Consider the following 15,152-nt stretch of genomic DNA (forward strand, 5'->3'; position numbering starts at 1 on the left):
TCGGCCCCTTTCTTTTCAGATGGGGCTCTGCTCTAATTCAGCCACTATTTTTCTCTGAGAGATCAATCAGATGATCGAGTATCTTCGCCGCATTGCCAGTCATCGCCTGGCCTGGGGATTGCTGGCAGCCTCCGCTTTCGCGCTGGAACTCTGCGCCCTCTTCTTCCAGCACGTGCTGGGTTTGCACCCTTGCGTGATGTGCATCTATGAACGTATCGCCCTCCTCGGCGTGCTCACCGCCGGGCTCCTCGGCATGGTCGCGCCAGAGCGCTGGTACCTGCGCTGGAGTGCCATGCTCCTGTGGGGTTACAGCGCCTTCTGGGGCCTGAAACTGGCGCTCAAGCACGTGGATTACCAGATGAACCCCTCCCCCTTCAACGTATGCGAAGGGTTTGTTGACTTCCCTGCCTGGGCACCACTGGATAAATGGGTTCCCTGGATGTTCTACCCGGACGGCGACTGCAGCGAGATCAGCTGGCAGTTCCTCGGTTTCTCCATGCCGCAGTGGCTCGTGGTCATCTTTGCCGCCTACCTGCTGGTGTTCGTCATCGTGGCTGCTGGCAACCTGATAAAAGGGCGCTGCTGCAACTAGTCGTTCACTCGACCATAAAAGGGAGCCCGTGGCTCCCTTTTTATCTCCTCTTATCGCCTCACGGCCCCATGCCCAGGGGGCCGGCTCCCCTTCTCCCTGTTCTGCCAATGAAGTGGCTGCCTGCGGGTGTGCATCATCGTAACAGGCCACAAGCGGGTCAAAGGGCGCAGCGGCGACCTGCCACTCAGCCAACCAACAAGAAGGGAGCCATAGGCTCCCTTCTTTCATGTCGTGCACGGCGATGTCACGCGCCTTCGGAGGTAGCCTTGCTGGCACTTCTCCTGGCCTTCACCATGCCGATCACCATGGGCAACAAGGAGACCGCGATGATGCCGAAGATGAGCAGGGTAAAGTTGTGGCGCACTACCGGCAGATTGCCAAAGAAGTGGCCGGCATAGACGAAGGAGAGCACCCACAAGAGCCCCCCCACCAGGTTGAACGCCAGGAAGCGGGGATAGGTCATGGCCCCCATGCCCGCCACGAAGGGGGCGAAGGTCCGCACTATGGGCAGGAAACGGGTGATGATGATGGTCTTGCCGCCATGCTTGGCATAAAAAGCATGGGTCTTGACCAGATAGTCCCGACGAAAGATTTTGGAATCGGGGTTGCGAAACAGCTGCTCACCGAAGAAGTGGCCTATGGTGTAGTTCACCACGTTGCCGAGCACCGCGGCGATGATCAGCACGGCGGCCAGGGTGTGCACGTCCAGCACGCTGCCCACTGTGAGGGCACCTGCAGCAAACAGCAGGGAGTCCCCCGGCAGGAAGGGAGTCACCACCAGCCCGGTTTCACAGAAGATGATCAGAAACAGGATGGCGTATACCCAGACGCCATAATTCTCGAACAGCTCTTTCAGATGCACGTCAACGTGCAGAATAAAGTCGATGGCAAAGAGGATCAGATCCATTTTTTGGTACCCATGAAGTGAACGGCGTGGAGTCTACGCCAATGAGACCTGGCTCACAATCTCCCCATGGTCCCCTTTTTCGAACCCCATGAAGGGAGTCATTCAATCCCCCCTTCTTTTCCCCTTTCCCTGAACGTAGGCTTCTGCTCACTCGGCCTTGTCCAGAGCGGCCAGCACCTCGCCGGGCAGGCATTTCTCCCAGCCCCACAAGAGGAGCAGCAACAGGGTCGCGTCGTCGAGCCAGCCAAGGAGAGGCACCACATCGGGGACAACGTCCACCGGGCTGATGCCATAGAGCAGGATAAGGATCACCAGCCCCTTCGCCCACCAGGGTGTGCCTGGGTGGCGAAAGCCCTGATAGAGGCGGCGCAAACGCCGCCAGATGAGCCAGCGTCTGGCGCTCATGACTCGATCAGCTCGCCGCGCAGCCGCTGGATCTGATCCCGCAGCGCCGCCGCCTGTTCGAACTCCAGATCCCGCGCATGCTGGAACATCTGCTCTTCCATCCGCTTGATCTCCTTGCTGATCTCGCTGGCAGAGCGGGCATGGTACTCTCCTTGCGGTTCGGCAGCCTTGCGACTCCCCTTGCCGGCCTTGCCCGCCGTGCGGCTGCCCCCCATGTCCATCACATCGCCGATGGCCTTGTTGAGCCCCTTCGGCACGATGCCGTGTTCCAGGTTGTGGGCGTGTTGCAGGGCGCGGCGCCGCTCGGTCTCTTCGATCGCAACCTTCATGGAGTTGGTGATGGTATCCCCGTAAAGGATCACCTTGCCGTTGAGGTTGCGCGCTGCCCGGCCGATGGTCTGGATGAGGGAGCGGGTGGAACGCAGGAAGCCCTCTTTATCCGCATCCAGAATGGCCACCAGGGAGACTTCCGGCATGTCGAGGCCTTCGCGCAGCAGGTTGATGCCCACCAGCACGTCGAACTTGCCAAGGCGCAGGTCGCGGATGATTTCCACCCGCTCCACGGTATCAATGTCCGAATGCAGATAGCGCACCCGTACCTCGTGATCCGACAGGTATTCGGTCAAGTCCTCCGCCATCCGCTTGGTCAGTGTCGTGACCAGCACCCGCTCCTCCACGGCGACCCGCTTGCGGATCTCGGAGAGCAGATCGTCCACCTGGGTGCTGACCGGCCGCACTTCCACCTCGGGATCGAGCAGGCCGGTGGGACGCACCACCTGCTGCACCACGTCACCGCCGGACTTCTCCAGCTCGTAGGGGCCCGGGGTCGCCGAGACGAACACAGTCTGGGGCATCAGCGCCTCGAACTCGTCGAACTTGAGGGGCCGGTTGTCCAGCGCCGAGGGAAGCCGGAAGCCGTACTCCACCAGGGTCTCCTTGCGGGATCTGTCCCCTTTGAACATGGCGCCGATCTGCGGCACCGTGACGTGGGATTCGTCGATGATGAGCAGGCCGTCCCCCGGCAGGTAGTCAAACAGGGTGGGTGGCGGCTCACCCGGCGCGCGACCGGAGAGGTAGCGGCTGTAGTTCTCGATACCGGAGCAATAACCCAGCTCCTGCATCATCTCCATGTCGAACTGGGTGCGCTGGCTGATGCGCTGCTCCTCCACCAGCTTGTTGAGGCTCATCAGCTGCTCGCGCCGCCCCTTGAGCTCCTCCTTGATGTGCTCGATGGCACCCAGGATGGTTTCCCGCGGGGTGGCGTAGTGGGTCTTGGGGTAGATGGTGTAGCGCACCACCGTCTGCTCGATGGCACCGGTCAGGGGATCGAACAGGGAGAGGCGTTCTACCTCTTCATCAAACAGCTCCACCCGCAGGGCCAGCTTGTCCGATTCGGCGGGGTAGATGTCGATCACCTCCCCCCGCACCCGGAAGGTGCCGCGCTGGAAGGCCATGTCGTTGCGGGTGTACTGCAGTTCGGCGAGGCGGCGCAGGATATCCCGCTGATTGATCACGTCTCCCACTTTGAGGTGCAGCATCATGCTGAGGTAGGCCTGGGGATCCCCCAGACCATAGATGGCCGACACCGAGGCGACGATCACCACGTCGCGCCGCTCCAGCAGCGCCTTGGTGGCTGACAGCCGCATCTGCTCGATGTGATCGTTGATGGAGGCATCCTTCTCGATGAAGGTGTCCGTGGTCGGCACATAGGCTTCGGGCTGGTAGTAATCGTAATAAGAGACGAAATACTCCACCGCGTTGTCGGGGAAGAACTCCTTCATCTCCCCATAGAGCTGGGCCGCCAGGGTCTTGTTGGGCGCCAGGATCATGGTGGGGCGATTGAGGGTCGCGATGACGTTGGCCATGGTAAAGGTCTTGCCCGAACCGGTCACCCCGAGCAGGGTCTGGTGGGCCAGTCCCGACTCGATGCCATCGAGCAGCTGGGCGATGGCCCTCGGCTGATCCCCGGCGGGTTGAAACTGGCTGGCCAACTGGAATAACTTGCTCATGACGACTCCCGGCAAAAAACGGCAAGGGTGCAGTGTACCCCGAGTTGAAGGAGCTGGGTATCCGCTCACCCTCCCTGATGGCTATTGACCCCGAAATACGACCTCTGTATGATGCACCTCCTTGCCTGATGTTCCCCCGTAGTTCAGTCGGTAGAACGGCGGACTGTTAATCCGTATGTCACTGGTTCAAGTCCAGTCGGGGGAGCCAATTCCTCACCATCTCGGTGCAAGTTATCCACTTTAGTGCTTTCCTCTTCCAATTTTAATGCACAAGCCCTTCCCTGCGGCCTGACTCCCTTTTGATCTCACGATACTGACCAGCAGCGTTTTGTTCTGCTGCGCATAACTATTTGATTTTTATAGAAACAATTTATTGCAGGTATTTTTTGAACAGTCCTTGCAGCCCAGTGTTGGCGCGGCTTTCAGCCTGATCGCCAAGTTTCATGAACAGGGTTATCCACAGTTTCTGTGGGTAACTTGACCAAAGCCACGGTTCATCTGGGTTGGCAGCCATTGTCCCCGGTTTGCGCTGGCCGCCTCCCCTCTTCCCCATTTTCTGCTGTTTTTCCCTTCCCCCCTAAATGGGATGAATTGACTCGCGGTGCTGCCCGTGGGGGATTTTTTTTCGCTATGCCGCATCCTGCGGGTCAGCCCTCGCCGGATGAGTCATGAGTCTCTTTTGTAACCCTTCAATTTCCTCAGTGGAAAATGCTGAAAAACGTGCCCGTTTGCTCCCCATGCAGCAGGTAATAAATTGTCCACAGGAGTGTCATCCCCTCCCGGCTCGACAGCATATTTCACTCATTGACAGCGGGCCTTGCAGCGTAAAATAGAGGTGTTTTCCCCAGCCCCCCCTCGCATCCCTATCTTCACCGAAGAGACCAGCACTTAACTGGCTGTTAATCCGCTTTGGCGCTTCTTTCTTGATACAGGATCCGGCACAATATCGGCCCCACTTTTTTCCTCGGTTTTTCCGGGCATGACCATAGATTTCGTGACACTGCTACATCAAAGCGACTCCCTGCTGCTGTTCGTGGTACTGGCCTTCGGGCTGCTGCTGGGCAAGGTACGCATCGGCAACTTCCAGATAGGCAACACCATAGGCGTGCTCTTCACCGCCCTGCTGTTTGGCCAGATGGGATTCCAGTTTTCCACCTCCACTGAAAACGTCGGCTTCATGCTGTTCATCTTCTGCGTGGGGATTGAAGCGGGGCCGCACTTTTTCAGCGTCTTCCTTCGCGACGGCATCCACTACATCACCCTGACCCTGGTGATCCTGCTGTCGGCCCTGCTGCTGACCGTGGGGCTCGCCAAGTTCTTCAATCTGGGGCCCGGCATGGCCGCCGGCATTCTGGCAGGTTCTCTCACCTCCACGCCGGCCCTGGTGGGGGCCCAGGACGCCCTGCGAAGCGGATTGCTCAACCTGCCCCACCAGACCGACATGCAGTCGGTGCTCGACAACATGGGGATAGGCTACGCCCTGACCTATCTGGTGGGCCTGGTGGGCCTGATGCTGGTGGTGCGCTACCTTCCTTCCCTGGCCAGGCTGGATCTCAACACCGAGGCCCAGAAGATCGCCCGCGAGCGGGGGCTCTCCGACAGCGAGAGCCGCAAGACTTATCTGCCCATCATCCGCGCCTATCGGGTCGGCCCGGAGCTTGCCGCCTGGATCGGCGGTCGTACCCTGCGCGAAACCGGCATCTATCCTCACACAGGCTGCTATGTGGAGCGCATTCGCCGCAACGGCATTCTGGCGAGCCCGGATGGTGACGCCGTCATTCAGGAAGGGGACGAGATCGCCCTGGTGGGCTACCCCGAGAGCCACGAGAAGCTCGACGTCAACTACCGCAACGGCAAGGAGGTGTTCGATCGCAACCTCCTTGACCTGCAGATCGTCACCGAAGAGATCGTGGTGAAGAATGATGCCGTGGTGGGTCGCCATCTGGTGGAGCTCAACCTCACCGAGAAGGGATGCTTCCTCAACCGGGTGGTGCGCTCCCAGATAGAGATGCCCTTTGATCGCAACATCATGCTGCAAAAGGGCGACGTGCTGCAGATCAGCGGCGAGAAGCAGCGGGTCAAGCTGCTGGCCAACAAGATAGGCTTCATCAGCATCCACAGCCAGACCACGGATCTGGTGGCTTTCGCCACCTTCTTCGTGCTGGGCCTGCTCATCGGCTCCGTCTCCCTGGTGTTCGGCCAGATAGAGTTCGGCCTCGGCAATGCCGTTGGCCTGCTGCTGGCGGGGATCCTGATGGGCTACCTGCGTGCCAACCACCCCACGGTGGGCTATGTGCCACCAGGCGCCCTGCGCCTTGCCAAGGATCTCGGACTCGCCGTCTTCATGGTGAGTACCGGCCTCAAGGCGGGGGGCGGCATCCTTGATCACCTGAGCGAAGTGGGGATGGTGGTGCTCTTCTCCGGCATGCTGGTGACCACCTTGCCGGTGCTGGTAGGCTACCTGTTCGGCATCTGGGTGCTGAAAATGAACCCGGCCCTGCTGCTTGGTGCCATCACCGGGGCACGTACCTGCGCCCCGGCCATGGACGTGGTGAACGAGGCGGCCAACAGCTCCATCCCGGCGCTCGGCTACGCCGGCACCTATGCGGTGGCCAACGTGATGCTGACCCTGGCGGGCTCCTTCATCATCGGCTTCTGGTTCTAGCCGCCGACTACCTGCCCGCCCATGAAAAAAGGGAGCCTCGAGGCTCCTTTTTTTCATGGGCGGGCACTCCTGGATGGAATAGTGGAAATCGTGCTATGGGGACGGGTCTATCAAACCCAATAAGCTAAATCCTCTACAAGGCGCCACTTACACTCAATAAAACGAGCGAGGTGTAAGTGATGAAACGCGCATGGATGATTGTGATCTGGTGGTTCTGCACCCTGATGCCAACCTGGGGGGCCGAATCCGGCAAGCAGGTGGCCCCCGAAGCAGGGACGGAGAAAAGCGCCCTGAGCTTTGAAAACGACGAGCTTGCCAAACCTAGGCTGGGAGATCTCGACGTCATGCTGGAACAGCGCACCATCAGGGTGCTCACCACCTACAACAAGACAGGATTTTTCATCACCAAGGGCGTGCAACGGGGGGCCACCTACGATGCCTTCATGCAGGTGGAAAAGCGCCTCAACGAACAGTTGCGCAAGAAAAAGGCGATCAAACGCCACCTCAAGGTGCACTTCGTCTTCATTCCCGTGGCCCGGGAAGCCCTGCTGGCCTCCCTCATTGAAGGCAAAGGCGACATCGCCGCCGCCAACCTCACCATCACGGACAAACGCAGGCAACAGGGTATCGCCTTCACCGATCCCCTGCTTGAAAACGTGCGGGAGCTGCTCATCTCCGGACCCCTCTCCCCCAAGGTGGAAAGCGCCGCCGATCTCGGGGGCCAGCGCGTCTTCGTACGCCCCTCCTCCAGCTACTACGAGAGCCTGCTCGCCTACAACCAGGCCCGCAAGTCGGCGGGAGAGCCCCTCATCGACCTCCAACCCGCCTCGGAGGTGCTCGAAGATGAAGATCTGGTGGAGATGGTGAACGCAGGCCTGCTCCCCTTCATCGTCATGGACGAGCACAAGGCCCGCTTCTGGAAAAAGATTTTCCCCGGGATCACCATTCACGACACCCCCGTGTTCCGGGAGGGGGGCGTCATCGCCTGGGCGGTGCGCAAGGAGAGCCCCCAATTGCTCGCCATGCTCAACGAGCAGATAAAGGCGCTGCGCGGCAAGGCGACGGGGGACGAGATCCTGGCCCGTTATCTCAAGCAGAACAAGTTCGTCAAAAGCGCCGCCGCCGAGGCGGAGCGCAAGAAATTCCTGCAGGTGGTCGAGCTGTTCCGTGAATATGGCGAACGCTATGACATGGACTGGCTGCTGATGGCGGCCCAGGGCTACCAGGAGTCCGCCCTCAACCACCAGGCCCGCAGCCATGTGGGCGCCATCGGCATCATGCAGATCATGCCCGCCACCGGCAAGGGGCTGAAGGTCGGCGACATCCGCCAGCTCGAGCCCAATATTCACGGCGGCGTCAAATACATGCGCTGGATGATCGATCACTACTATGCGGACGAGCCCATGACCGCCCTCGACAAGGCCCTCTTCTCGTTCGCCTCCTACAATGCCGGCCCCGCCCGGGTGGCGCGGCTCCGCGCCGAGGCCAGAAAACGGGGGCTGGATCCCAACGTCTGGTTCCACAATGTCGAGTACGTAGCGGCGGAGAAGATTGGCCCCGAGACGGTCACCTATGTGGGCAACATCTACAAGTACTACATCGCCTACAAGCTGGTGATGGAGCAGGTGGCCCTGCGCCAGCAGGCGAGCGATGCCCTGAAACAGGAGGCGAAGGAGGACGTCAGCACATCGGCGGCGAAACCGACCCAGTGAGCCTTGCCGGACGAGGCGCTCACGAGCGCCTCGTTTCTATGCGCGCGCCCCTCTTCGGCCCATGACCAGAATGAACACAATGGTCACAACAGCCTTAATAGCCATTACGGTCAGATTGTTTTCCAGCCAGACATGATTAATTAACCTTCTTGCAACAATCACAAGGAGAGCACCATGTTGCAAGGAACCCTCAAACGCACCCTGATCGGTAGCCTGCTCGCACTGAGCGTCGGCGCCCACGCCCAGATCAACGAAGTCCACTTCCTGATCCCGGGCGGCGCTGGCGGCGGCTGGGATACCACGGCCCGCGGCACCGGTGAAGTGCTGGCCAAGTCCGGTCTGGTCAAGACCGTCTCCTACCAGAACATGTCCGCCGGTGGCGGCGCCAAGGCCATCGCCCACCTCATCGAGACCTCGGCCCAGTCCGACAAGACCCTGATGGTCAACTCCACCCCCATCATCGTCAAATCCCTCTCCAAGGAGCTGCCCCAGTCCTTCCGTGACCTGACGCCAGTGGCCGCCATCATCGCCGACTACCAGGCACTGGCGGTGAAAGCGGACTCCCCCTATCAGAACTGGGCCCAGCTGCTGGCAGCCTACGAGGAGAACCCGGCCAAGGTGAAGATCGCCGGGGGTTCCGCCCGTGGCAGCCTGGATCACCTGGTCGCCGCCCTGACCTTCAAGAACGCCGGGGCCGACGCCAGCAAGCTGCGCTACGTCGCCTACGATGCCGGTGGCAGCGCCATGGCCGCCGTGCTGGCCGGAGAGACCCAGGCCATCTCCACCGGCTTTGGCGAGGCAATGGAAGCGGTCAAGTCGGGCCAGATGCGGATCCTCGGGGTCACTTCCGACAAACGCCTGCCGGGGGCGGAGCAGATCCCCACCTTCAGCGAGCAGAACAACCCCACCGTCTTCGCCAACTGGCGCGGTTACTTCGCCTCCCCCACCATCAGCCCGGAGAAATCCGCCGAGTTTGCCGCCCTGCTCAAGCAGATGTACGACAAGCCGGAGTGGGAAGTGGTCCGCAGCCGCAACAGCTGGACCAACCTTTACCAGTCCGGTCCCGAGTTCACCGCCTTCCTTGACGGCCAGGAGCAGCAGATCGGCGGCCTGATGCGCGAGCTCGGCTTCATCAAGTAACCCTCGTTGTCACCTTGCAGGCGGGCGCAGGCCCGCCGCTCATGTTGGAGTCAAGAGATGAACATTACCAAGGAGCGACTGGGGGGCCTGCTGTTTCTGCTGCTCTCCCTCGCCTATGGCTACTACGCCACCGAGATACCGGGCTACCCCGGCGACGAATACGAACCCTTCACCGCCAGTACCCTGCCCTATGCCCTGGCCGGGATCGGGGCGCTGCTCTCCCTGCTGCTGGTGCTCTTCCCCGGGGGCGAGCCCCTGCGCCGGGAAGAGGGAGACTGGCACCGGGTCTTCATCCTGCTCGGGCTCATGGTCATTTACGGATTGGGGCTCACCTGGTTTGGCTTCGTGCTCTCGACCATCGCCTTCCTGAGCGTGGGCATCCGGGTGCTCGGTGAGCCCAGCCTGCGCTACGGCCTGATGATCAGCGTCCCCTTCTCCATCGGTTTCTGGGCCCTGCTCACCAAGGGGCTCAACGTCTATCTGGAGCCGGGTCGCCTGTTCACCCTGCTCGGTTTCTAAGGAGTCACCATGTTAGACGGAATCTTGCAAGGACTCGGCACTGCACTGCTGCCGGTCAACCTGATGATGGTGGTGCTTGGCTGCTTCATCGGCACCTTTATCGGCATGTTGCCGGGCCTTGGCCCGGTCACTGCCATCGCCCTGATGATCCCCATCACCTATGGCCTGGATCCGGCCTCCGGCATCATCTTGATGGCGGGGGTCTATTACGGCGCCATCTTCGGGGGCTCCACCTCCTCCATCCTGATCAACGCCCCCGGCTGCTCCGCCACCGTGGTCACCGCCTTCGACGGCTATCCCCTGGCCTGCAAGGGACAGGCGGGCAAGGCGCTGGCCATCGCCGCCTACGCCTCCTTCACCGGCGGCACCCTCTCCGCCATCATGCTGATGGTGGCGGCGCCCCTGCTCGCCAAGGTCTCCCTCTCCTTCCAGTCGGCGGACTACTTCGCCCTCATGGTGCTGGGCCTCTCCGCCGTGGCAGCCTTTGCCGGCAAGGGGCAGGTGCTCAAGGCGCTGATCATGGCGCTGTTCGGCATCATGATCTCCACCATCGGCATCGACCGCAGCGTCGGGGTGGACAGGTTCACCTTCGGGCTGCCGGATCTGCGTGACGGCTTCTCCTTCCTGCTGCTGGCCATGGCCACCTTTGCCCTCGCGGAGATCCTGATGGCGGTGCTGCGCCCCGGCAAGGACAACAGCGAGGAAGAGGCAAGGCAGATGCAGCAGCTCGGCAGCCTCAAGCTGAGCAAGGAAGAGGTCAGGGAAATCGCGCCTCCCATCGCCCGCTCCTCGGTGCTGGGCTTTCTCATCGGCGTGCTGCCGGGAGCCGGTGCCACCATCGCCGCCTTCATGGCCTATGGGGCCGAGCGCAACATCGCCGGCAAGCAGCGCCAGGAGCAGTTCGGCAAGGGCAGCCTGCGCGGCCTGGCCGCTCCAGAAGCGGCCAACAACGCCGCCTCCACCGGCTCCTTCGTGCCCCTGCTGACCCTGGGGATCCCGGGCTCCGGCACCACGGCCCTCATTCTGGGCGCCCTGGTGGCCTACGGCATCCAGCCGGGCCCGCGTCTGTTTATGGAGCATCCGGACGTCTTCTGGTCGGTGATCATCTCCATGTATCTGGGCAACGTGGTGCTGTTGATCCTGAACCTCCCCCTCATCCCCTACCTGGCCCGGGTACTGGCGGTGCCGCGCCCCGTGCTCATCCCCATGGTGCTGCTGTTCTCCCTGACCGGGGTCTATCTGGTCTCCTTCAACACCATGGACATCCATGTGATGGCCATCGTTGCACTGATCGCCATCGGCCTGCGCCTGCTCACCTTCCCCATGGCCCCCATGCTGCTCGGCTTCATCCTGGGGGGCATGCTGGAGGACAACCTGCGCCGGGCCCTGGTGATCAACGACGGCAGCCTGAGCTTCCTGTGGGAGCGCCCCATCACCCTCGCCTTCACGGTGATCACCCTGACCATGTTGCTGCTGCCCGTCTGGCAGTGGTGGCAGGCTCGCCGGGCCCCCAAGGGGGAGCCTGCCACCAGCCACTGAATCGATGAGCCTCTGCCACCTCTGAACCCTGCCCATCACGCGCAGAGACCTTGATGCCCACGGGAAGCAAACCCTGATAAAAAGAGCGCCGAAAGGCGCTCTTTTCTTGTCTGGACAGCAGGTTCCGGGCGACCGGATCACGGCTTGCGGTAACGCCGCTCCGGCCGCCCGACGGTGCCATATTCGAGCTCTGGGCTCGCCAGTTGCTGCCCCACCAGAAATTCCAGATAGCGGCGCGCCGTGGTCCGGCTCACCCCTATCCGGCTGCCTATCTCCTCGGCACTGGCGGCCTCCGGAGTCAGTGCCGCCAGCACCCGCTGCAGGGTGAGAGCATCGATGCCCTTGGGCAGTCCCTCTGCCGCCACCTGCTGCAACGGCGTACCGAACAGGGTGTCCACCGCCTGCTGGTCGATGTCGGCCAACGCCGCCAGGGCGGCGATGCTCTGACGGTACTTCTCCAGGGTGTCGCGCAGCCGCTCGAACACCACGGGCTTCAAGATGAAATCCACCACCCCGAGGCGCATCGCCTCCTGCAGGGCAGCGGCTTCCCGCGCAGCGGTGAGCAGGATCACATCCAGACTCGCCCCCGACTGGCGCAGCTCTCTCAATAGCGAGAACCCCTCTCCATCGGGCAACCAGACATCCAGCAGCACCAGATCGGGCCGGAGGATCCCTATCTGCTCCCTGGCATCGAACAGGGTCAACGCCACCCCCAGCACCTCGAAACCGGTGAGGCGCTGCACGAAGCGGCGGTGGATCTCGGCAATGGCGGGATCATCCTCGACGATCAGGATCTTGATCACTCACACCTCCTTGGGAATGTAACAGACGACGCAACTTCCCTGCGTCGTGGCTTCGATGGTGATCTCCCCCTGCAGGGCATCCAGGGTCTTGCGCACCAGGGAGAGCCCGATACCGTGTCCTGGCTCGGGCTTGCTGCTGACCCCCTGTTCGAACAACCTGTCCGCCAACTGCGGGTCGATGCCGCCAGCCCCGTCTTCCACCTCCAGCACCAGATCCTGCCCCAGATCGCTCAGGGAAACCCGGATGGGCTGATAGGGCGCACCGTGGCGGCGGGTCGCCTCGAAGGCGTTGTCGATGAGGTTGCCCAGCACCGTTACCAGCTGGGAACCGCTGACACGGGCAGGAATGTCGTGCAGACGGGCATCGGGATCGATCACGAGCTCAAGACCGAGCTCGTGGGCCCTGTGGTATTTGCCGAGCAGCAACCCCGCCACCTTGGGTTTGGCGATGGCCCCCATCAGGAAGCCGAGCAGGGTCTGCTCGGTGGCCGCCTCCCGCCCGATGAAGGCGAGCGCCTCCCGGGTGGCCCCGAGCTCAATGAGGCCGGCGATGGTCCCGAGCTGGTTGTTGTGCTCGTGGGTCTGCACCCGCAGCAGATCGCTGTAGGCCTGCACCTGGGAGAGCTGGGCGCTGAGTTCCGCCAGCTCGTCCTTGCGCCGAAAACTCGACACGGCGCCGATCAGCTTGCCCTCGCGCACCAGTGGCAACCGGTTGACGATGAGGGACTGGCCGTTGAGCACTATCTCCTCGTCAAACTGGGGGGTCTGCTCTTGCAGGATGGAGAGCATGCGACTGCCCGGCAGCAGGTGACCGATGGGCTGGCCGATGGCGCTCCTGGCGGTGGTGTCGTCCAGGCGCAGCAGCTTGATGCCGTTGGGGTTCAGGGAGGTGAGGCGCCCTTGCTCGTCGATGGTGAGGATCCCCTCGCGCACCGTGCGCAGGGTACAGTCGAGCTCCGCATAGAGACGCCCCATCTGCTCGGGTTCAAAGCCGAAAATCGCCTTCTTGTAGCGTCGGGCCAGCCAGGCGGCGGCGACACTGTTGAGTACCACAATGAGCAATGTCATGGCCAGGCCGAAGCGCAAATAGCCCTGCAGATCCGCATCGATGTCCCGCACCAGATAGCCGACCGACACCACCCCGATGATCTTGCCCATCTCGTCCCGGATGGGCCCCTTGCCGCGCACCGAGACCCCAAGGGACCCCTGGGCCCTGGAGATATAGGCTTCCCCCTGCAGGGCACGCTCGGGATCATCCCCCACCATGGCTTTGCCAATCCGGTCCGCATTGGGGTGCACCAGGCGGCGTGCCTGCCTGTCCCCGATGACGATGTAGCTGGCCCCGACCTCGGCGCGGATCCGCTCCACCAGGGCATTGAGGCGGACCGTATCCGCCCGCTTCACCCCGGCGATGACGCCGGACTCCCGCGCCACCAGCCGTGCCACATCCAGGGCCTGATCCCCCACCTCACGGTAGCGCTGCTCGGCGACATAGTAGTAGCTGGCCCCGCTCAGCAACACCAGTTGCAACAGACTGACCAGACAGAGAATGAGCAGGAAGCGTCCTTGCAACCCGAGCCTCATGCCTCCTTGTCGCCTCGCAACAAGTCGAGCAGCAGACTGCCATCGCGCAGGGCCTTGTGCACCTGCACCGAGGTGGGTTTGGTGGGATCTTCGTAGAAGTGGGTGGATTCAATCTGCAGGCGCACCAGGTACTCGGCGGGCAACTGGCTTGCCAAGGACTGGTGCAACATGGGGAAGAGCAGTCGATCGGCCCGGGTGATCTCCCCCCCGAGCAGCAGCTTGCCCGGATTGAGCAGGCAGATGAGGTTCGCCAGTACCCGGGAAAGGCGGCCTGCTGCCTGCTGCAGGATGTCCTGACACAGGCTGTTGCCCGCCAGCGCCAGCTCGCACAGCTCGCGGATGGTGACGCTTTCGGGCAGATCGAACTCCTGCATCCGTTCGCGCAGCTCCCGATATTGCGCCTCCAGCGCCTGATTGGTCACCAGGGTGCAGGCGCAGCCGAAGCCACCGCAGTAGCAGCGCTGGCCATAGGGTTCGAGCTGCAGGTGGCTGAGATCCCCGAGCAGAGCCGACTCGCTCTCGATGAGCTGGCCATTGACCACCATGCCGACCCCGATGTCGTTGTGCACGAACACCAGCACCGCATCCGAGCAGTTCCTGGCGGCGCCCCACTCCCGCTCGGCCTGGATCCAGGTGCGCACGTCGCCGCTCACCAGCACGGGTACCGAGAAGGCCTCCTGCAGGGTGGGACCGAGGGGCCAGTTGCGCAGATCGTAATAGGGAAAATGCTTGACCATGCCGGAGTGGCGCTCCACCTGGCCGGGCAGGCAGAGGGCGATGCAGGCCAGACGCAGCGCCTTCTTGGGCAAAAAGCCCTCGATGGCCCGCACCAGGCTGGCCAGCAGCTCGGCACGCTCCGCCTCGTTGAAGACATGGCGATGGCGCGCCAGGGAGTGACCAGCTAGGTCAAACAGGGCCATGTCAACATAGCCGCGCCCCAGACGCATGGAGAGAAACTGGAAGCGGCGCTCGTTGATGCGCAGCAGGGTCTGGCGACGGCCACGCCCCACCGAGCTCTCGCCGCAGGTGACCACCAGGCCGCCGTCCAGCAGCTCGCGGGTGATCTTGGTGATGCTGGCCGGCGACAGGCCGGTCAGACGGGACAGATCGGTACGGGACAGCTCCTTGTGCTCCTCCAGGCTGGCATACACCAGGCCGTAGTTGAGCTGACGGATCAAATCGATACTGCCTTTCACGATCTCATTCATAGGGTTGGGGCTAACGAAAGGAACGAATGGCGCGATTTTCACACATTCTGCGCCGATCCCCAAATTTGC

The 15,152-nt window shown here is 62.2% G+C and carries 12 protein-coding genes and 1 tRNA gene; 7 read left to right on the forward strand and 6 right to left on the reverse strand.

Annotated features, from left to right (window positions below; genetic code table 11):
- Positions 1–70 precede the first annotated feature (70 nt).
- Entirely contained in the window at positions 71–592 is a 522-nt protein-coding gene (gene dsbB, locus BGO64_RS09915) for a disulfide bond formation protein DsbB (protein WP_010674908.1), read from the forward strand.
- Positions 593–836: 244 nt separating this feature from the next.
- On the opposite strand, the gene BGO64_RS09920 is transcribed toward dsbB, so the two are convergent.
- The 3 genes from BGO64_RS09920 to uvrB all read right to left on the reverse strand — a co-directional run bounded on the left by BGO64_RS09920 (position 837) and on the right by uvrB (position 3,913).
- A complete protein-coding gene (locus tag BGO64_RS09920) occupies positions 837–1,499 on the reverse strand; it encodes a DedA family protein (RefSeq protein WP_010674909.1) in 663 nt (220 codons plus the stop codon).
- A gap of 147 nt (positions 1,500–1,646) precedes the next feature.
- Positions 1,647–1,904, reverse strand: a complete 258-nt coding sequence (locus tag BGO64_RS09925; RefSeq protein WP_010674910.1) for a DUF1232 domain-containing protein — start codon at positions 1,902–1,904, stop codon at positions 1,647–1,649.
- Positions 1,901–3,913, reverse strand: a complete 2,013-nt coding sequence (gene uvrB / locus BGO64_RS09930; RefSeq protein WP_286700603.1) for an excinuclease ABC subunit UvrB — start codon at positions 3,911–3,913, stop codon at positions 1,901–1,903. The genes BGO64_RS09925 and uvrB overlap by 4 nt, the downstream gene beginning before the upstream one ends.
- Before the next feature lie 132 nt (positions 3,914–4,045).
- Here uvrB and BGO64_RS09935 point away from each other — a divergent pair.
- The 6 genes from BGO64_RS09935 to BGO64_RS09960 all read left to right on the forward strand — a co-directional run bounded on the left by BGO64_RS09935 (position 4,046) and on the right by BGO64_RS09960 (position 11,488).
- Positions 4,046–4,121, forward strand: a tRNA-Asn gene (locus tag BGO64_RS09935).
- Positions 4,122–4,892: 771 nt separating this feature from the next.
- Positions 4,893–6,578: an aspartate:alanine antiporter gene (locus BGO64_RS09940; RefSeq protein WP_124244211.1), complete on the forward strand. Its 1,686-nt coding sequence runs from the start codon at positions 4,893–4,895 to the stop codon at positions 6,576–6,578.
- A 224-nt stretch (positions 6,579–6,802) separates the two neighbouring features.
- Positions 6,803–8,290 (forward strand): MltF family protein, encoded by a 1,488-nt coding sequence (locus BGO64_RS09945; RefSeq protein WP_286700611.1) that lies wholly within the window; start codon positions 6,803–6,805, stop codon positions 8,288–8,290.
- A 174-nt stretch (positions 8,291–8,464) separates the two neighbouring features.
- Positions 8,465–9,430 (forward strand): tripartite tricarboxylate transporter substrate binding protein, encoded by a 966-nt coding sequence (locus BGO64_RS09950; RefSeq protein WP_010674916.1) that lies wholly within the window; start codon positions 8,465–8,467, stop codon positions 9,428–9,430.
- 57 nt (positions 9,431–9,487) lie between these two features.
- Positions 9,488–9,949, forward strand: coding sequence for a tripartite tricarboxylate transporter TctB family protein (locus tag BGO64_RS09955; RefSeq protein WP_286700604.1), 462 nt, complete (start codon positions 9,488–9,490; stop codon positions 9,947–9,949).
- Between the two features lie 9 nt (positions 9,950–9,958).
- Entirely contained in the window at positions 9,959–11,488 is a 1,530-nt protein-coding gene (locus BGO64_RS09960; RefSeq protein WP_045524545.1) for a tripartite tricarboxylate transporter permease, read from the forward strand.
- Positions 11,489–11,625: 137 nt separating this feature from the next.
- On the opposite strand, the gene BGO64_RS09965 is transcribed toward BGO64_RS09960, so the two are convergent.
- Genes BGO64_RS09965 through BGO64_RS09975 form a run of 3 tightly spaced genes read right to left on the reverse strand, consistent with a single transcriptional unit; the run spans position 11,626 to position 15,083 of the window.
- Positions 11,626–12,291 (reverse strand): response regulator, encoded by a 666-nt coding sequence (locus BGO64_RS09965; RefSeq protein WP_286700605.1) that lies wholly within the window; start codon positions 12,289–12,291, stop codon positions 11,626–11,628.
- Positions 12,292–13,875, reverse strand: a complete 1,584-nt coding sequence (locus tag BGO64_RS09970) for an ATP-binding protein (RefSeq protein ID WP_043155894.1) — start codon at positions 13,873–13,875, stop codon at positions 12,292–12,294.
- The gene (locus BGO64_RS09975; RefSeq protein WP_286700606.1) at positions 13,872–15,083 is read right to left on the reverse strand and encodes an ROK family transcriptional regulator; all 1,212 of its coding nucleotides are present in this window, start codon (positions 15,081–15,083) and stop codon (positions 13,872–13,874) included. Before BGO64_RS09975 ends, BGO64_RS09970 begins: the two co-directional genes overlap by 4 nt.
- Positions 15,084–15,152: the final 69 nt, after the last annotated feature.

The sequence above is a fragment of the Aeromonas sp. 62-46 genome (genome assembly GCF_001898585.1).
GTDB lineage: Bacteria > Pseudomonadota > Gammaproteobacteria > Enterobacterales > Aeromonadaceae > Aeromonas > Aeromonas caviae.